The organism is Paenibacillus sp. J22P15, from assembly GCF_056269345.1.
Genome location: NZ_JBWDNT010000001.1, coordinates 821360 through 839548, shown reverse-complemented (window position 1 = coordinate 839548; position 18189 = coordinate 821360). Strand labels below are relative to the sequence as shown.

The window sequence follows — 18189 nt, the reverse complement described above, 5'->3', positions numbered from 1 at the left end:
CGGTTAGCCGCTATAGCTTTCGAAGCAAAGGATAGGTGATGACTCAGATGAGTGGACACGTCAAATCGGGACCCGGTAATGGCACCGCAAGGCCTTCCCGCCAGATCAATGTGGTTCTAAGAACGCAAGAAACATTTCAGACTGGAGCATCAGCTACAGCTCTTGAAGCAGAGCCGCTGCCTGCGGTTAAGCCGTTGCCTGGCGTTGACCATTATGCCGAGATTCAGAAAGAGCTAGAACCGATGATCGGTATGGAAAATGTGAAATCTCTCGTTTATGAAATATATGCTTTGCTCTACATTAGTCGAATGCGTTCAGAAGCTGGATTATTTGGCGGCTCTCATGTGTATCATATGATTTTTAAGGGTAATCCAGGGACGGGCAAGACAACGATTGCGCGTATCGTGGCAAAACTGTTTCAGAAGATGGGTGTCTTGTCTAAAGGACACCTAATCGAGGTGGAGCGAGCTGATCTTGTCGGTGAATATATTGGACATACCGCACAAAAGACACGTGATCTCGTTCGGAAAGCGATCGGTGGAGTATTGTTTGTGGATGAAGCATATAGTCTTGCTCGCGGGGGGGAGAAGGATTTTGGGAAGGAAGCAATTGATACGTTGGTCAAGGCTATGGAGGATCACAAAAATCATTTTGTGCTCATCCTTGCGGGTTATCCAGCCGAAATCGATGATTTTCTACTTACAAATCCTGGTTTGCCTTCACGTTTTCCGATCCAAATCGAGTTTCCAGATTATTCAGTGGATCAGTTAATTCAAATAAGTGAACTGATGGCGAAAGACCGTGATTATATTTTGCAGCCACAGACCATATTTAAATTGAGACAACATTTAATGCAAGAAAAGCAAAATACGATGTTCTCGTTCAGCAATGCAAGATACGTCAGAAATTCGATTGAGAAAGCGATTCGGTTTCAAGCCGTTCGTCTGCTGACGCAATATGCGAGCTCTGTTCCCGCCAAGCAGGAGTTAATGACAATCAGACCAGAGGATTTAAAATGGGACACAAAGCCAATATGATTGTGTAGTTTAGAAGGAGTATGAGATGAGCGAGATTACATTCGATACCAATCCGAACATGATTGAAAAAGCAATATTGATAAGCTTAGTTACATCAAAAGAAAAGCGTAAGGGCGGAGACCCCGAGATGTCGCTTCAAGAGCTTGTGCAGCTCACGGAGACGGCAGGGGTCGAGGTGCTCACGACGCTCACGCAAAATAAAGAAACTGTCGATTCTAAATGGTTTATCGGTAAAGGCAAAGTTCAGGAAGTTAAAGCATTAGCTGATGAACTGGGTGCAACGACAGCTATTTTCGATCAAGAACTATCAGGTGCTCAGGTTCGAAACTTGGAAGAGGCGCTCGATTTGAAGATTGTCGATCGTACTCAGCTGATATTGGATATTTTTGCAGGGCGGGCCAAAACTCGTGAAGGTATTATTCAGGTTGAGCTGGCACAGCTTAGCTATCTTTTGCCGCGTCTTTCAGGACAAAGCAAAAACTTATCGCGCCTCGGAGGCGGCATTGGTACCCGCGGTCCAGGGGAATCGAAGCTTGAGACAGATCGCCGTCATATTCGCGATCGTATTTTTGATCTGAAGACGGTACTCGACGAAGTGGTACGTCACAGGAAATTGCACCGCGAACGCCGCAAAAAATCCGGTGCAATTCAAGTGGCTTTGGTTGGTTATACGAATGCTGGGAAATCGACGCTGCTGCGCGAGTTGACTCACGCGGATGTTTATGTAGAAAACCAGTTGTTCGCTACGTTGGACCCGACATCTAGAACGCTTGAGCTGCCAAATGGCAGAGAAATCATACTTACGGATACTGTAGGTTTTATTCAAAACCTGCCGCATGATCTCGTTGCAGCATTTCGTGCGACGTTGGAAGAAGTGTGCGAAGCTGATCTTGTGCTGCACGTAATCGACAGCAGCTCGCCAATGCGTGATGAGCAAATTGCGGTTGTAAACAAAATTTTGGGTGATCTTGGCGCAGCCGATACACCGCATGTCATGGTCTACAATAAGAAGGATATGTGCGAAAATAATGGTTCTTTAGCTGACTTGCCGATTACGAGCGGCGATAACCTTGTTATTAGCGCATATGACGCTGAGGATCTCGAGCTGCTGAAGCAAATCGTTCAAGATAAGTTAAGCGGAGACGTAGTAACCTTTAATGTTCCTGCGGAGCGTGGAGATTTGATTGCGTTAGCTTACCGAAGCGGTGAGGTTATCAATCAAGAAGTGATTGAAGATAGTTTGCGGCTAACCGTTCATGTAAGTAAACAGGAATATGAACAGCACGGGCACCGTTTGAAACAATATATTGAGTGAATTAGCTTATGCTTACGAAGTAGTTTTGCTTCGCAAAACTTTAAGGCATATGCTTACGAAGTAATTTTGCTACGCAAAATTTAAGGAGAAGATATCAAAATGAACAGGCATCATGTAAACCAAGGACTATGGGATCATCTAGAGCAGCTTGCAGAGCAGTCTGAGGTGCTTGCAGCAGAAGCTTTTCGGAGTATTGATAAGATAGCAGAGAAGAATCAATGGAAAGTCATTGAAGCATTTCAGCGTCACAAAGTAAGCGATTTTCATTTTACCGGTTCAACGGGCTATGGCTATAATGATCGTGGACGTGAAATCCTTGATCTAGTATACGCTGACGTTATGGGTGCTGAAGCTGCGATCGTACGACCCCATTTCGTTTCAGGCACGCATACGATTAGCTGTGCTTTATTCGGGGTTCTTCGCCCCGGGGATGAGCTGCTTTATGTTACCGGCAGACCTTACGATACACTACATAAGGTAATTGGTAAGCCTGGTGATGGTATGGGTTCTTTGCAGGATTGGGGTGTGAAGTATTCTGAGGTAGCGCTTCTTGATGACGGAGGTTTGGACTGGGCTCAAATTGAGAAATCGATTACGGCGCAAACAAAGGTTATTGGTATTCAACGCTCTCGCGGTTATGATTGGAGAGCTTCGTTCACAGTAACGGAGATTCAAACCATTGTAAATAGGGTAAAAGAAATTAAGTCTGATCTTATTGTGTTTGTGGACAATTGTTATGGTGAATTTACGGAGCTGTTAGAGCCTACTCAAGTAGGAGTAGATCTAATGGCTGGTTCACTTATTAAAAATCCAGGCGGAGGAATAGCTGAAACAGGCGGCTATATTGCAGGTAAAGCATTTGCTGTAGATGCTGCTGCATATCGTTTGACTGCACCCGGCATCGGCGGCGAGGTTGGAGCGATGTTAGGCACGCTTCGCCCGATGTTCCAAGGGTTGTTTTTGGCGCCTCATTTAGTTGGACAAGCAATTAAAGGAAGTGTACTTGCTGCGGCATTATTCGAAGAGCTTGGGTTCGAAACGAAGCCAAGATGGAATGAGCCGCGTACTGATCTTATACAAGCGGTCCGTTTCGGACAAGCTGATCATTTGATCGCCTTCGTACAAGGTATCCAGCAAGCTGCTGCGGTTGATTCACATGTTGTGCCGGAGCCTTGGGATATGCCGGGATATGAGAATGCGGTCATTATGGCTGCTGGTACTTTCATTCAAGGAGGCAGCTTGGAGCTTTCAGCAGATGCTCCGATACGCGAACCTTATATCGCGTATATGCAAGGCGGCCTTACGTATGCTCATGCAAAATATGGTGTTCTGACTGCATTATATCGCCTAGTGGATAGTGGTTTAATTGTGATTAAACCTTACATGACTTGACACATTTGAATGCGAAAGGTTAGAATGAACATATTATAGAGCGACTGGAAGGTTGATGCGACATGGCTGATGATATTCGCAGAAATATGGCCTTATTTCCTATCGGCATTGTTATGAAGCTGACGGATTTAACAGCCCGCCAAATCAGGTATTACGAACAGCATGAATTGATCGTGCCTGCTAGAACAGCAGGGAACCAACGATTATTTTCGTTTAATGACGTTGAACGGCTTCTGGAAATAAAATCATTGATTGAGAAAGGCGTTAACATCGCCGGAATTAAACAAGTGATGAATCCGGTATCGAAAGAATCGGATGATGCAACAATCGTTAGTGAGCAATCAGAAGTAAAACGACGTGAGCTATCTGATCAGCAGCTTCATCGATTACTTAAACAGCAATTGCTGGAGAAAAGGCCAGGTCAGGCTTCACTCATTCAAGGACAATTAACTCGTTTCTTAAATAAGCGCTAATTGACTTTAATAACCATTGATGTGCAAACTAAGGAGATGATTCTGTGAGTTACACTAAAGACGATATTAGACGTATAACACAGGAACAAAATGTTCGGTTTATTCGTTTGCAGTTTACGGATTTACTTGGAACGATTAAAAATGTTGAAATTCCTGTAAGTCAGCTTGAAAAAGCGTTGGACAACAAAATGATGTTCGACGGTTCTTCTATCGAAGGTTACGTTCGTATTGAAGAATCTGATATGTACTTATACCCTGATCTTGATACATGGGTTGTATTTCCATGGGTAACACAAGATCGTGTTGCTCGTCTGATCTGTGATATCTACATGCCGGACGGAACACCTTTCGCTGGAGATCCACGCGGTATTTTGAAACGTGCATTGAAGGAAGCGGAAGAGCTTGGTTATACGGCAATGAATGTTGGTCCTGAACCGGAATTTTTCTTATTCAAAACCGATGAGCGCGGTGAGCCAACTACGGAGCTTAATGACCAAGGCGGTTACTTCGACTTAGCACCTATGGATATGGGTGAAAATTGTCGTCGTGAAATCGTTTTGACACTTGAAGAAATGGGCTTTGAGATTGAGGCATCTCACCATGAGGTTGCTCCTGGTCAGCATGAGATCGATTTTAAATATGCTGATGCGATCAAGGCTGCAGACCAAATTCAAACGTTTAAGCTAGTTGTTAAAACAGTTGCACGCGAACATGGCTTGCATGCATCGTTTATGCCAAAGCCTTTGTACGGTGTGAATGGTTCTGGTATGCACTGTCACCAATCGCTTTTCACTGGTGATACGAATGCGTTCTACGATGAGAAGGACAAGCTAGGCCTTAGTGCTGTTGCACGTCAGTATATGGCAGGAATCCTGCTTCATGCTCGCGCAATGGCAGCCATTACGAACCCTACAATCAATTCCTATAAACGTCTTGTCCCTGGTTATGAAGCGCCTTGTTATGTAGCCTGGTCAGCAAGCAACCGTTCACCAATGATTCGTATCCCAGCTTCACGCGGACTTAGTACTCGTGTAGAGGTGCGTAATCCAGATCCAGCAGCTAATCCGTATTTGGCTCTTGCAGTCATGCTTAAAGCAGGTCTTGACGGCATTAAGAACAAAGCACAGCTGCCAGCTCCTACGGACCGGAACATCTACATCATGACAGAGGAAGAGCGTCAAGATGCAGGAATTCCAAGCTTGCCGCTAGATTTGAAAGAAGCATTAGATGAGATGCTAAGAAGCGACATTGTATGCGAAGCGCTTGGCGATCACGCTCTTGCTCATTTTTACGAGCTTAAAGAAATCGAGTGGGATATGTATCGCACACAAGTTCACCAATGGGAACGCGATCAATATTTGACTCTTTACTAGAAATTAGATCCCTTGACGCCATAGGCGTTGAGGGATTTTTTTTGTGTTTGTAATAGCCAGTACCATATAGAGTTAGTACTATTCGGGAATCCGCCTTATTGCTATATTTGTTCTAATGGATAGTCGATTCAACGAGAAAGAGGTGAGCAACGTGACAGTATCCAATTCGGATCACGAAATAGATCAATTTGTGTACGTATTATTAACGGACACAGGTACATGGTTTACAAGGTTGATTAAAGCTTTTACAGGTGCTCCATATAATCATGCTTCCATTGTTATGGGAGATGATTTGAAGGATATTTATAGCTTTGGACGCAAACGGGCGAATAATCCATTGATAGCTGGGTTTGTCAAAGAAAACGTATATGAAGGGACGTTTCGCCAATTTCCTTCTACGCGCTGCGTACTGCTAAAGATCGCTGTATCGGATAAACAAAGAGCTTCGTTGTTGCAAGTTGTGCGTGAGTTTGAGAATAAAAAAGATCAATATCGTTATAATCTTGTTGGATTGATAGGTGTGCTTCTAGAACTTGATATTAAACCCGCTGACGCCTATTTTTGCTCACAGTTTGTTGCAGAGACCATGCGCAGGAGCGGCATTCCATTGTGGGAACGTCCATCGACACAAGTGACACCACATGATTTTCTACTGCACGAGCAACTCGAAGTTGTATACGAAGGACTTCTCTATAATTATCCATTGCTTAATCGTCAAAAATTAATTCGAAATGCACCTTCAAAAGCCCCCGCCTATTTCTTTTGGAAGCGAGTGGTTTAACATATGCGATTAGAGAAGATTGAAAGCACAAAAAGCACAAAAAGATCCATGTAATGGATCTTTTTGTGTGAGATTTACTATAGAAGGATTAAATTAAAGGTCTGTTTTAGTAGCCGCCAAAGCGCATGCAGCTGCATGCTATAATAACCAACAAGATGAAGAGAACAAGAATCGTACCAGTGTTTGTAAAGGCTCCACCTACATAACCGGACATTGTTCATTGCACCTCCTTTTGAATTGAATACATAGTATGATATGCGGATAAAGTCACAGTGATTGGGTAATTGTCCTTAGTAAACCAAAGAATAGGCTGAATCATCGATGCTTACGCACGGATTCAGCCTATTCTTTATGTACTAACAAGATAAAATTAATGAATATCGCGGAAAAGTCCGATGACTTTGCCAAGAATCGTTACATTTTGAAGTAAAATCGGCTGCATAGTTGAATTCTCAGGCTGCAAGCGAATATGTGTTTTCTCTTTGTAGAAGGTTTTGACTGTTGCTTCGTCATCCTCGGTCATCGCGACAACAATTTCACCATTATTTGCAGTTTGTTGTTGACGAACGATTACATAATCTCCATCATGAATACCTGCTTCAATCATACTCTCGCCCATGACATTCAGAATAAAGACACTGCTGTCACCGACAAAATGGGAGGGAAGCGGGAAATACTCTTCGATGTTCTCCGTCGCCGTAATTGGCACACCAGCGGTAACTTTTCCGACAATCGGTACTCTTGCTACGGACATCGGGATAATACCTTCAGAAACTTCTTGATCTAAAATTTCAATAGCACGCGGTTTCGTGGGATCTCGGCGTATTAGACCTTTCTTCTCTAAGCGGTCCAAATGACCATGAACGGTTGAACTGGACAACAATCCAACAGCTTCGCCGATTTCTCGAACGGAGGGTGGATAGCCTTTCTCCCGCACTTCATTCTTAATAAATTCAAGAATTGAATGTTGTCGGTTAGAAATCTTCGACACTGCAATCACTCCATTAGTAGGTTTGCAAAAAATTATAACATAGAACCGGAGTTCGTACAAACATAAGTTCTTAAGTACAGAGGTTCGTATTTTTTCGTTGACACCAAACGTTTGTTCGTGTAATCTAAAAACAGAACAAACGTTTGGGGTGCTGATAAATGATAACGAGTCCAAGTTTTTATAGAACGATACATAAGCAAGATACAAACAAAGCAACGAAGAGTAAACAAAGAGTAGGACTATTACTGAAGCGACATGCTGCTAAGATCACAGTTTGCGCTGCTGTGTTTATTCTTCTGTTTACTAGCTTCCTAATGATGGGAACATATGCTTCAGGGAATTCTCCTCAAGCAGCAACTGTAGAAGAGAATATTATCACTGTTAAGTCTGGCGACACTCTCTGGAATATTGCAAAGCAATTTACAAATGAAAGCCAAGATATTAGATATATTGTTTTTCTAATTAAAGACAGGAATGATTTACAAACAGCTGTTATTAAACCGGGTCAGAAGCTAATTATTCCTAGCATTTAGTTCCAATATCTATTACAATTTAATAGGAATATTTTATTCAATTAATTTTACTTTCTAAGTTATGCAGATGTTTTCACATCCGCTTGATTTAGAAAGTTTTTTTGTGTGAACTGCAGTGCAAACCCTGAATTCTATCGTCTATTAAAGGGGACTGAAAGGAGAGGCTATTTTGTTACGAGTTGAAGAGTTATCCCATTCATTTATGAATGGGCATGAAACGACCGCTGTTCTGCAGCAGATTAGCTTTCATGTACATAAGGGTGAAATGATTGCGTTGTTAGGGAGTTCAGGCTCAGGTAAATCCACGTTACTAAACTTAATGGCGGGTTTGATGAAGCCGACAGAAGGTCAAATCTTTATCGCAGATCATAATATCGTAACGATGAATGAAAACCGATTGGCAGAGTTTAGGCGAAAGCATATCGGATTTATTTTTCAAGCGTATGAGCTGATTTCCAATTTAACGGTTAGGGAAAATGTTGAGCTGCCGCTCGTATTTCAATCCACACATCCATTCATAAGAAAGAAAAAGGCACTTGCTCTCCTTGAGCAAGTAGGAATACCAGATAAAGCAGAGTTGTTTCCATCACAGCTCTCAGGCGGACAACAGCAGCGTGTCAGTATCGCAAGATCATTAATAACAGAGCCGTCAGTTATTTTTGCAGATGAGCCGACCGGAAATCTAGATACAAAAACAGAAGAAGAGATCATTATCATCTTGAAGCAACTGAATAAAACGATGGACACGACTTTCATTATCGTAACGCATGAACGTGAAGTAGCAGCTCAAACGGAAAAAATTATTACGCTGAGGGATGGATATCTTGTAACGGAACAAGAAACCGCAAGAGAAAGAATGTTTGCCGGGGGAATACAAAATTGAGAATAAGTGATATTACAAGGTTGTCCTGGGATCAGGTGAAACGCAGGAAAGTCGTAACAGCTTTATGTGCAGCAGGGATCTCCATAGGCTGTGCCGCAATTATTGTAGCGATGAGCGTTGGTGAATCCGCGCAGGTTTATATCGAGAAGCAAATGAATAGTTATCTCAAAATGGACGAAATAACGGTTACAGCTAATACTGGAGCGCGTTCGAGCAGCGATGCTGCCGCTGCCGAAGATGATTCTTTGAAGAAAGGATTGTTAACGGAGCAAAAGTTGAACATCATGAGGCAAATTGAGAATGTAGCAGCAGCAGCACCATATGAGCAGCTCAATCATATGGAGGTTATGACATTAGACGGGCTTACTTCACAAATGATGACCCAAATTATTGGTACGGATTTAGAGACGCTCTCTGCCTTTGGGAATGTAATGCTGCAAGGGGAAGTATCTGAACTAGCGGGAACAATCGTACTTAATTATGGTGCTACAATGGGGTTTGTTGATGAAGAGACAAGGCGGAAGGTGCAAGAGCAAATTGAAGCTAACCCTTATGATGAAGCTGTCTACAAGCAATATGATAACTTAAACCGTATTCCATCCGTTTTGTACCAGAAGCAAATTCAGCTTCGTTCCTATACACAGGAAGGACAAATTACAAGTACACCGCTGCGCGTGATCGGGGTATTGAAGAAGCCAACAGGTGTCAGTGATGATCAAGCGATGTACGATAAGAAGGGTTACGTTTCATTAGAGACAGCAGAGCTTCTCAAGAAAGAGCTTAAGCTTGGGGACGATGAACAGCAGGGCTACAACTCCATTGTTGTAAAAGTAGATCAGCAATCAAAAATTGAGTTGGTAGAAAAACAGCTTCAAAAACTAGTCGTTACCACGCAAACAAATTTGCATCAGAAGGAACGGCTTGCTAATGAGTTCAAAATAATAAAAGCTGCGGCACTTGGCATTGGTGTATTCATTCTAATCATCGCTTCGATATCGATTGTAGTTGCGATGACGATGTCAACCTATCAAAGAAGAAGGCAAATTGGCATTATGAAAGTTCTAGGTGCCAATCTTGGGCAAATTCGAAATATGTTCATCGTTGAAGCTGCGCTGCTAGGATTTTTAGGCGGTTTGCTAGGCGTATTATTTTCCTATTGGATTGTGTGGGGCATTAATGGTCTCATCTATAACCTATCTGGTGAGCAGGATTCAGTCATTATATTTATTCCCATATTTACGATACCGCTTGGCATGGCATTTGCACTTGCTACCGGTATTCTCTCAGGTATTTATCCAGCCATAAGTGCTTCACGCACAGATGCATTAACAGCCATTAGACGCGATTAATTTATAGTAGGAGAAGGAGTTTAATTATGAAAAGAAAAATAAAGTGGGGAATTATCGGACTTATTATCATTGGCATAAGCTTTGGATTATATAAAATCGGAAATCCTTCGCGTCCTGTCGAGATCGCTTCTGATTCAGAGCCTATTTCATTTCAAGTAACGAAGGAGACAATAACTAATACGGTTGAAGTAAAAGGAAAGTCTCTATATGAGCAGGAGACTCTCGTATATGCACCTTATGGCTCGGAGGTTAAACAGTGGTCAGTCGAAGATGGGCAGCAGGTCAAGAAGGGCGATGTGTTGTTCAATCTTGATCAGACAGCTGTTCAAAACGACATTATGCAAATGGAGGCGGTAATGCGCAAAGCTAAGCTTGAAGCTGAGCTAAATGACTATCTGGCTCAATTGAGCGATGAGTCATCTCCACTTGAATCTACGGAAGATATGCGTAAAAAAGCGCTCGTGGAAAGAGAAATTGCCCGTTTATCGAAGGATGTTAATGAAGTAACGGCAACCATTCAAGCAAAGGAACTGCTGCAAAAGAAAAAAATGCTCAATGAATCGAGTTTCCGTTCACCGGCGACAGGTATTTTTTTATTCGATAATCCGAATAAACGACCACAAGCGCTTGGGGATAATGAATATGTTGGCAAAGTTGTAGATTTGAATAAATTACAATTTATTGCATTAGTAGGTGAGCAGGATGTATTCCGAATAAAAGCCGGCATGTCAGTAAATGTGAAGATGAATGCAATGAAAGAGCTGAACCTTACAGGAAAAGTACATAAAGTGTCCAAATTCGCAAAAACAGGCACAGATCAAAATAATTTAAATCAGGCTGCTCAGTTTGAAGTGGTAATCGTACTTGAGCCTAATGAGTATTTGATTGCGGGCTTAAGCTTGAGCGGAGCCATAGAGACGGAGCGCAAGGAAAATACGACTGCGGTGCCTTCCATTGCTATTATCCGTGAAAAGGACAAGCATTTTGTCATGTTAGATGTAGGAAATGGTCAGTACGAGCGAAAAGAGATTAAGATAGGACTTGAAACGCCGGAACAGACTGAAGTGCTTGAAGGGTTGAAGCCTGGAGATCTGGTTGTTCTACAATAATGAACACTCAAATCACAGGTTACATTGTGTGAGATGAGATTCGTTTCCTTGACAACTGATTGGTGGAAATGTAAAAGTAGAGAGTAGAGTTTTTTTCATCATGAGAGGAGTAGAGCAAGTAATGGAATTCGAGAAAATAATTGAGCGTATTAACGAGCTAGCTCGTAAAAATAAATCGGAGGGTTTATCCGATCAGGAGATTGTCGAAAGAGATGAGCTTCGCAAGCAATATTTGACCGTTTTCAAAAGCAATTTTCGTCAGCAGCTTGATAATATTGAAATTGTTGACGAGGAAGACAATATTAAGCATTAGTTGATGTCTAGTGTACTACACTCATTTAATATCCACGGAAGGGTGATTAGATGAAATATAATCTACTTGGGAAAAGTGGACTAGCTGTATCCGAGCTTTGCCTTGGCACAATGACATTTGGCAACACAACAAGTGAAGCGGATTCGATCGAAATGATTGATCGTTACGTGGAACGCGGAGGTAATTTTCTCGATACAGCCGACGTTTATGTGAGCGGTCGTTCTGAGGAAATCGTCGGCAAGGCGATCAAGAAAAATCGTTCAGACATCGTCCTTGCTACCAAAGTGCGAATGACCACTTCGAGTAATATTAACGGTGTAGGCTTGTCTCGCAAACATATTATGGACGGTGTCGAAGCTAGTCTCAAACGCCTTCAGACTGATTATATCGATCTGTATCAGGTGCATGTCTGGGATCACGCAACACCTATTGAAGAGACACTGCGCACGTTAGATGATCTCGTGACTTCCGGTAAGGTCAGATACATAGGTTGCTCCAATTTTTTTGCATGGCAGCTAATGAAGTCACTTGCATACAGTGATGCTCGCGGGTATGTCCGTTTCGTATCGATTCAGCCGCAATACAGTTTAGTAAGCAGACAAATGGATCGCGAAATGCTGTCGCTTTGTTTAGAGGAGAAGGTAGGGATTATCCCCTGGGCTCCTATTGGCGGAGGTTTTTTGACTGGCCGATATACGAGGGAAGTGCCCACAGAAGGCCGGTTAACTTCAAAAGCAGGCGAGAGCTCGTGGATGCTGCGGGCAAACGACAAAAACTTTGTTATTCTCGATGCACTGCTTGAAGCAGCTAAAGAGCTGGACAAATCCCCTGCTCAGGTTGCTCTAAGATGGCTCATTCAACGTGAAGGTATTACATCACCGATATTTGGCGCAAGCACACTCGAGCAATATGAGGACAATATCGGCGCCATTGGATGGGAAATGCCAAGCGATGTGTGGAACCGTTTGGAGCAAATTAGCGCACTTCAGGAAGACTACCCAAATCGTTTTATTGAAAAGTTTCGCAGACCATTTGAATAGTTTTTTTAATTAGGAGGAGAATTCGTTTGTCACGATCTTGGGAGCGCAAAGTGCGCAAAAATATGAATGTTGTGAATAAGCAGCGAAAGAAGCAAGGTAATGGTCAAATCGTCTTTAATGCTGAGAAATCAGAGAAGATCGTCGGACGAAATTTCATAGCGCCTATCCTATTGATTTTGTTTATTGGCATGTATGTCATGATGATGTCAAATACAACAGGCTTTAAGATGGACACGATGTTTTGGATCACGGTAGGATGTTATGTATTTCTCGCTTCTGTATTTTTCCTACGCAGACCTTACATTACAATCGGTAAAGATTACATTCAATCACGTCGTCTGACGGGTGACAAGCGTATTCCAGCGGCTTCAATCAAAGGTGTACGAGTACAAAAGGGGTATGTTGTTGTAGATATGCACAAAGGTGGAAATTGGGTGTTTGCAAAGCTGACTAACCGATTCCCTACCGATGAAATTGCGGAGAAGATGAAAGACTTTGCACTTGCTAACGGCATATCTTATGACCAAAAATAAATAGGCAGGAGAGTTTAAACAACAATGGCTAAACAAGCAGTATTATTTGATTTGGATGACACTTTGCTGTGGGATGATCGCAGCGTTAAGGAAGCTTTCGAAGCGACATGCCAAGCGGCAGCCGCAGAGACTGGGGTAGATCCAGATGAGCTTGAGGAAGCGGTGCGCCGTGAAGCAAGAGCGTTGTATGAATCGTATGAAACGTTCCCATTCACCAAGATGATTGGCATTAACCCGTTTGAAGGACTCTGGGCACCGTTTCTTGAAGGTGAGCAGGAGGAATTCCGTAAGCTTGAGCAGCTTGCTCCCGGTTATCGGAAAGCGGCTTGGACACTCGGTTTAAAGGCACTTGGTGTAGATAACGAGGAGCTTGGTGCGAAGCTGGCGGAGCAATTCCCAGCAGAACGTCGACTACGGCCGATCGTATATGAAGAAACGTTCCGCGTCCTAGACGCGCTTAAAGGAAAATACAAGCTGCTATTACTTACGAACGGCTCACCTGATCTACAGCGCGAGAAGCTTGCCGGAGTACCGGAACTAGTGCCATATTTCGATCATATTATAATTTCAGGTGAATTCGGCGAAGGAAAGCCAGCGGCATCTATTTTCAAGCATGCGCTTGAGCGACTTGGTGTTGAAACTGAACACGGTATTATGGTCGGAGATAAGCTGACAACGGATATTCTTGGGGCAAATACGATTGGTATGACTTCGGTCTGGATTAATCGTCATGAAGCTGTACGTAATGACGAGATCGTGCCAACGCATGAAATTAAACACCTAGAAGAGCTGCTGCAATTGCTTGAAGTTTAAATTATTGCAATAAAAAAGCCTCCCGTCAGCAGCTAAAGCTGCTTGCGGGAGGCTTGCATTATTTTATATTTGTTATTAGGCCTGGTTTGAAGCAAACTTATCATCTGCGAATGGATGAGCAATCCAGCCTTCAGTTTCAATGAAGAGACGTACAGCTACAATTTGGCGATTATCCATAAGTGTGAAGAAATGCGGCTTGTATTCCGGTACGGAAATAACATCGCCAGCTTCTAGTTCTACGTCAAAGTAACCTACATCGTCTGTTCCTTTTATAATAAAGATGCCGCGTCCTGCAGTAATTGCACGAACTTCATCTTCTGTATGCGTGTGTACATTTTCAAACTTTTTGAGAAGCTCATCTAAGTTAGGCGTAGCATCGGACAAAGCGATGATATCCCAAGTCTGGTACCCGCGACGTTCAGCTAAATCTTTAATTTCTTCGTCAAAAGTCGCTAAGATTTGTTGTTTCTCTTCATCAGTGAGGACGAATTTTCCTTGTAATCCTTCTGCTAGCTTGCCTGGATTCCAATGCTCGTAAAGCACCTCTTGCTGTTCTAGAAATGCACGAACAGCCTCTTCACCTTGAATTCGTTCTTCTGTATTGCGAATTCTAATCTCGGCCATGAACATTCCCTCTTTTCCTATAGAGATTAAATGATATAATGATTATAAAACAAATCAAATGGATTGTCGATGGATTACCTTTTCACCTCACAGGTATTCTGATAAACTATATGTTAATGATTTTGGGGAAGGGTGTAGTCATTTGTCAAAACCGACCATACAACAAATGCTTCAGGAGCGCATACTTATTTTGGACGGCGCGATGGGCACGATGATTCAACAAGCAGGCTTAAATGAAGATGATTTTGGAGGCGCGGAGCTGGACGGATGTAATGAAATACTCGTTCTGACTCGTCCTGATGTTATACAATCTATTCATGAGCAGTATCTTGAGGCTGGCGCCGATATTCTGGAAACAAATACGTTTGGTGCAACGAGTGTTGTATTGGCCGATTATGATATTCCGGAAAAAGCAAGAGAGATCAATCTAGCAGCAGCTAAACTAGCTCGTGATGCATGTGATAAATACAGCACGCCTGACAAGCCTCGTTATGTAGCTGGGGCACTTGGACCAACAACCAAAACTTTATCTGTAACTGGCGGCGTCACTTTCGATGAGCTTGTAGAGAGCTACTATGAGCAAGCACTTGCTTTGATCGAAGCTGATGTGGATGCACTGTTGCTTGAAACATCACAGGATACACTGAATGTAAAAGCTGGAAGCATCGGCATACGCAATGCGTTTGATAAACTCGGTAAAGAGCTGCCCATTATGATCTCAGGTACGATTGAGCCTATGGGAACGACGCTCGCAGGTCAAACGATTGAATCATTCTACATTTCACTAGAGCATTTGAAACCGATTTCGATCGGGCTTAACTGTGCAACTGGCCCGGAGTTTATGCGGGATCATCTGCGGACACTCAGCGATATTGCTAACTCTGCAATTAGCTGTTATCCGAATGCAGGGTTGCCGGATGAGAACGGAAACTACCATGAATCACCGGATTCACTCGCTAAGAAGATGTCTGCATTCGCTGAACAAGGCTGGTTGAACATTGCTGGCGGCTGCTGCGGAACAACTCCTGAACATATTCGTTCAATGGCTGAGACGATGGCGAAATACGCTCCACGTACAAAGATGGGGGAGCACCCTAATGCCGTTTCTGGAATAGAGACCGTATATATTGAACCAGAAAATCGCCCAATCATGATTGGGGAACGTACGAATATTTCCGGATCACGCAAGTTCAAACGTCTTCTGAAGGAAGAGAAGTTTGACGAGGCATCAGAAATTGCGCGAGCGCAGGTTAAGGGCGGCGCTCATGTTATAGACATCAACTTGCAGGATACCGATATTGATGAGGAGTATGCGGTTCATCAATTTTTGCCGCAAGTTGTGAAGAAGATCAAAGCACCATTGATGCTTGACTCCACTTACGACCACATTATTGAGCTTGGTCTTAAATATTCGCAAGGTAAAGCGATCATTAACTCCATTAACTTGGAGGATGGTGAAGTTAAGTTTGAGAAAATATTACCGCTAATCCATCGGTATGGAGCAGCAGTAGTTATGATCCTAATCGATGAACGTGGTCAAGCCGTAACGCGTGAAGCGAAGATGGAAGTTGCCGAACGGTCATACAATCTATTGACTCAGAAATATAAGATGAATCCTGAGGATATTATTTTTGATCCAAACATGTTCCCTGTCGGCTCTGGCGATCCGCAATATATCGGTTCTGCAGTCGAGACGCTTGAAGGAATTCGAATGATCAAAGAAAAGTTTCCGCTCGCCAAGACGATTCTAGGTCTGAGTAATATTTCTTTCGGATTGCCGGATGCTGGACGAGAAGTGCTTAACTCCGTGTATTTGTATCATGCGACAAAAGCAGGTCTAGACTATGCAATTGTGAATACGGAGAAGCTGGAACGTTATGCATCGATTCCTGATGAAGAGCGTCGCTTGGCGGAAGCACTTATTTACACGACGACGGACGAGACTCTAGCAGCATTCGTAGCGGCTTTCCGTGACAAGAAGGTAGAGAAGAAGGAGAAAATTTCTAATCTAACCCTTGAGGAGCGACTGGGCTCTTACGTAGTGGAAGGTACAAAAGAAGGACTTATCCCTGACCTCGATGAGGCGCTTAATAAATATTCGGCGATGGAAGTCATCAACGGACCGCTTATGCGCGGGATGGAGGAAGTTGGCCGCTTATTCAATGGTAATGAGCTTATCGTAGCAGAGGTGCTGCAGAGCGCCGAGGTTATGAAAGCTTCTGTAACCTACCTAGAGTCGTTCATGGAGAAAAATGAGTCCTCCGTGAAGGGGAAAATCATCTTAGCTACGGTTAAGGGTGATGTGCATGATATTGGTAAAAACCTTGTTGAAATTATTTTGTCAAACAATGGTTATAAAATAATAAATCTAGGCATTAAAGTACCGCCTGAGCAGTTAATCGAGGCATATCGCAATGAGAAGGCCGATGCCATTGGTTTGTCTGGCTTGCTTGTTAAATCAGCTCAGCAAATGGTCATTACGGCGCAGGATCTGCGAACAGCAGGTATTGATGCACCAATTCTTGTGGGCGGCGCGGCGCTTACACGGAAATTTACGAAAACGAGAATCGGTCCAGAATATGACGGTCTAGTTCTTTATGCTAAGGATGCAATGGACGGATTAGATATCGCCAACAAGCTGATGGACCCTGAACATCGCTCGCGGCTTGAAGACGAAATGGCTGCATTTAAAGCAGCTGGCGGAGTTAATGATGAAGAGAAGAAACCTTTGCCTCAATTAACACGCGCAGTACGTTCCAAGATTTCGCCTGATGCACCGGTATTTACACCGCCGGACTTAGATCGGCATATTCTGCGTGATGTACCATTGCCTCATGTGATCCCTTATGTAAATATGCAAATGCTGCTTGGTCATCACCTTGGACTTAAGGGCAATGTAGACCAGTTACTGAAGGAAGGCAATGAGAAGGCGGTTCAACTCAAAGCTACAGTAGATGACATTTTGAGTGAAGGAACAACGAATGGCATTATCAAAACTCACGGAATGTACCGTTTCTTCCCGGCACAATCGTCGGGCAATGATATTATCATCTATAACCCGGTTGATCCAATGCAAGAAATTAAGCGGTTCACATTCCCGCGTCAACAAGTTGAGCCGTATCTGTGCTTATCTGATTTCTTGAAGTCAGTGGAAAGCGGTGTTATGGATTATGTAGGTTTCCTAGTCGTTACAGCAGGCCACGGAATTCGTGAGCTTGCGAATGAGTGGAAGGATAACGGTGATTATTTAAGATCACACGCACTTCAGTCTGTAGCGCTTGAGATAGCAGAAGGAATGGCAGAGCGTGTTCACCATATTATGCGTGACATCTGCGGTTATCCTGATCCAGCTGAAATGACTATGAAGCAGCGTCATGGCGCTCGTTATCAAGGTATTCGCGTATCGTTCGGGTATCCGGCATGTCCGAACCTTGAGGATCAAGAGCCATTGTTCGATTTGATGAGACCTTCGGATATTGGAGTCGAATTGACGGAAGGATGCATGATGGAGCCTGAGGCATCTGTATCTGCGATGGTATTCGCACATCCAGAAGCGCAATATTTTAACGTAGAGAAATTATAGCGTATAATAAACAAGAGCCCTTGATCGTTCGTTCATAACGAGCTTGA

18 protein-coding genes are annotated in these 18189 nt (G+C 43.2%); 15 read left to right on the top strand and 3 right to left on the bottom strand.

The features are described 5' to 3' along the window. Window positions 1–47 precede the first annotated feature (47 nt). The 6 genes from AC0YN6_RS03925 (at window position 48) to AC0YN6_RS03900 (ending at window position 6371) form a co-directional block, all read left to right on the top strand. Complete coding sequence (locus tag AC0YN6_RS03925) at window positions 48–1037, top strand: AAA family ATPase (protein ID WP_475745286.1); 990 nt, start codon at window positions 48–50, stop codon at window positions 1035–1037. A gap of 25 nt (window positions 1038–1062) precedes the next feature. Then, window positions 1063–2352 carry a GTPase HflX gene (hflX, locus tag AC0YN6_RS03920; RefSeq protein WP_475745284.1) on the top strand — a complete coding sequence of 430 codons (1290 nt, stop codon included), beginning with the start codon at window positions 1063–1065 and terminating at the stop codon, window positions 2350–2352. A 99-nt stretch (window positions 2353–2451) separates the two neighbouring features. Next, window positions 2452–3744, top strand: a complete 1293-nt coding sequence (locus tag AC0YN6_RS03915; RefSeq protein WP_475745282.1) for a methionine gamma-lyase family protein — start codon at window positions 2452–2454, stop codon at window positions 3742–3744. Between the two features lie 62 nt (window positions 3745–3806). Then, window positions 3807–4217, top strand: a complete 411-nt coding sequence (locus AC0YN6_RS03910) for a MerR family transcriptional regulator (RefSeq protein WP_053376247.1) — start codon at window positions 3807–3809, stop codon at window positions 4215–4217. A gap of 44 nt (window positions 4218–4261) precedes the next feature. After that, on the top strand, window positions 4262–5590 hold the full coding sequence (gene glnA, locus AC0YN6_RS03905) for a type I glutamate--ammonia ligase (RefSeq protein ID WP_475745280.1): 1329 nt from the start codon (window positions 4262–4264) through the stop codon (window positions 5588–5590). A gap of 151 nt (window positions 5591–5741) precedes the next feature. After that, complete coding sequence (locus AC0YN6_RS03900; RefSeq protein WP_475745278.1) at window positions 5742–6371, top strand: C40 family peptidase; 630 nt, start codon at window positions 5742–5744, stop codon at window positions 6369–6371. A gap of 106 nt (window positions 6372–6477) precedes the next feature. Here the strand turns inward: AC0YN6_RS03900 and yjcZ are convergent, their stop codons facing one another. Next, window positions 6478–6585, bottom strand: a complete 108-nt coding sequence (gene yjcZ / locus AC0YN6_RS03895) for a sporulation protein YjcZ (protein ID WP_475745276.1) — start codon at window positions 6583–6585, stop codon at window positions 6478–6480. Between the two features lie 156 nt (window positions 6586–6741). Further along, complete coding sequence (lexA, locus tag AC0YN6_RS03890) at window positions 6742–7362, bottom strand: transcriptional repressor LexA (RefSeq protein WP_475745274.1); 621 nt, start codon at window positions 7360–7362, stop codon at window positions 6742–6744. Window positions 7363–7520: 158 nt separating this feature from the next. Between lexA and yneA the strand changes: the two genes are divergently transcribed. The 8 genes from yneA to AC0YN6_RS03850 all read left to right on the top strand — a co-directional run bounded on the left by yneA (window position 7521) and on the right by AC0YN6_RS03850 (window position 13935). Further along, window positions 7521–7895 carry a cell division suppressor protein YneA gene (gene yneA / locus AC0YN6_RS03885; RefSeq protein WP_475745272.1) on the top strand — a complete coding sequence of 125 codons (375 nt, stop codon included), beginning with the start codon at window positions 7521–7523 and terminating at the stop codon, window positions 7893–7895. Between the two features lie 169 nt (window positions 7896–8064). Continuing rightward, window positions 8065–8778: an ABC transporter ATP-binding protein gene (locus tag AC0YN6_RS03880; RefSeq protein WP_475745271.1), complete on the top strand. Its 714-nt coding sequence runs from the start codon at window positions 8065–8067 to the stop codon at window positions 8776–8778. After that, a complete protein-coding gene (locus AC0YN6_RS03875) occupies window positions 8775–10127 on the top strand; it encodes an ABC transporter permease (protein ID WP_475745269.1) in 1353 nt (450 codons plus the stop codon). Before AC0YN6_RS03880 ends, AC0YN6_RS03875 begins: the two co-directional genes overlap by 4 nt. A 26-nt stretch (window positions 10128–10153) precedes the next feature. Then, the gene (locus tag AC0YN6_RS03870) at window positions 10154–11236 is read left to right on the top strand and encodes an efflux RND transporter periplasmic adaptor subunit (RefSeq protein ID WP_475745267.1); all 1083 of its coding nucleotides are present in this window, start codon (window positions 10154–10156) and stop codon (window positions 11234–11236) included. 121 nt (window positions 11237–11357) lie between these two features. Beyond that, window positions 11358–11549 (top strand): DUF896 domain-containing protein, encoded by a 192-nt coding sequence (locus AC0YN6_RS03865; protein ID WP_475745266.1) that lies wholly within the window; start codon window positions 11358–11360, stop codon window positions 11547–11549. A gap of 50 nt (window positions 11550–11599) precedes the next feature. Further along, window positions 11600–12589: an aldo/keto reductase gene (locus tag AC0YN6_RS03860; protein WP_475745265.1), complete on the top strand. Its 990-nt coding sequence runs from the start codon at window positions 11600–11602 to the stop codon at window positions 12587–12589. A gap of 26 nt (window positions 12590–12615) precedes the next feature. Continuing rightward, window positions 12616–13122: a hypothetical protein gene (locus AC0YN6_RS03855; RefSeq protein WP_475745263.1), complete on the top strand. Its 507-nt coding sequence runs from the start codon at window positions 12616–12618 to the stop codon at window positions 13120–13122. Window positions 13123–13146: 24 nt separating this feature from the next. Further along, window positions 13147–13935 (top strand): HAD family hydrolase, encoded by a 789-nt coding sequence (locus AC0YN6_RS03850; protein WP_475745262.1) that lies wholly within the window; start codon window positions 13147–13149, stop codon window positions 13933–13935. 75 nt (window positions 13936–14010) lie between these two features. On the opposite strand, the gene AC0YN6_RS03845 is transcribed toward AC0YN6_RS03850, so the two are convergent. After that, on the bottom strand, window positions 14011–14559 hold the full coding sequence (locus AC0YN6_RS03845; protein ID WP_475745260.1) for a 1,2-dihydroxy-3-keto-5-methylthiopentene dioxygenase: 549 nt from the start codon (window positions 14557–14559) through the stop codon (window positions 14011–14013). Between the two features lie 142 nt (window positions 14560–14701). On the opposite strand from AC0YN6_RS03845, the gene metH reads away from it, so the two are divergent. Continuing rightward, complete coding sequence (gene metH, locus AC0YN6_RS03840; protein ID WP_475745259.1) at window positions 14702–18142, top strand: methionine synthase; 3441 nt, start codon at window positions 14702–14704, stop codon at window positions 18140–18142. Window positions 18143–18189 lie beyond the last annotated feature (47 nt).

What these genes read in the sequence shown, in the direction of transcription:
- AC0YN6_RS03870 (WP_475745267.1), top strand. Translation starts at nt 10,154, where the DNA reads ATGAAAAGAAAAATAAAGTGGGGAATTATCGGACTTATTATCATTGGC.
- AC0YN6_RS03915 (WP_475745282.1), top strand. Translation starts at nt 2,452, where the DNA reads ATGAACAGGCATCATGTAAACCAAGGACTATGGGATCATCTAGAGCAG.
- AC0YN6_RS03860 (WP_475745265.1), top strand. Translation starts at nt 11,600, where the DNA reads ATGAAATATAATCTACTTGGGAAAAGTGGACTAGCTGTATCCGAGCTT.
- hflX (WP_475745284.1), top strand. Translation starts at nt 1,063, where the DNA reads ATGAGCGAGATTACATTCGATACCAATCCGAACATGATTGAAAAAGCA.
- AC0YN6_RS03925 (WP_475745286.1), top strand. Translation starts at nt 48, where the DNA reads ATGAGTGGACACGTCAAATCGGGACCCGGTAATGGCACCGCAAGGCCT.
- AC0YN6_RS03845 (WP_475745260.1), bottom strand. Translation starts at nt 14,559, where the DNA reads ATGGCCGAGATTAGAATTCGCAATACAGAAGAACGAATTCAAGGTGAA.
- yneA (WP_475745272.1), top strand. Translation starts at nt 7,521, where the DNA reads ATGATAACGAGTCCAAGTTTTTATAGAACGATACATAAGCAAGATACA.
- AC0YN6_RS03910 (WP_053376247.1), top strand. Translation starts at nt 3,807, where the DNA reads ATGGCTGATGATATTCGCAGAAATATGGCCTTATTTCCTATCGGCATT.
- AC0YN6_RS03850 (WP_475745262.1), top strand. Translation starts at nt 13,147, where the DNA reads ATGGCTAAACAAGCAGTATTATTTGATTTGGATGACACTTTGCTGTGG.
- yjcZ (WP_475745276.1), bottom strand. Translation starts at nt 6,585, where the DNA reads ATGTCCGGTTATGTAGGTGGAGCCTTTACAAACACTGGTACGATTCTT.
- AC0YN6_RS03865 (WP_475745266.1), top strand. Translation starts at nt 11,358, where the DNA reads ATGGAATTCGAGAAAATAATTGAGCGTATTAACGAGCTAGCTCGTAAA.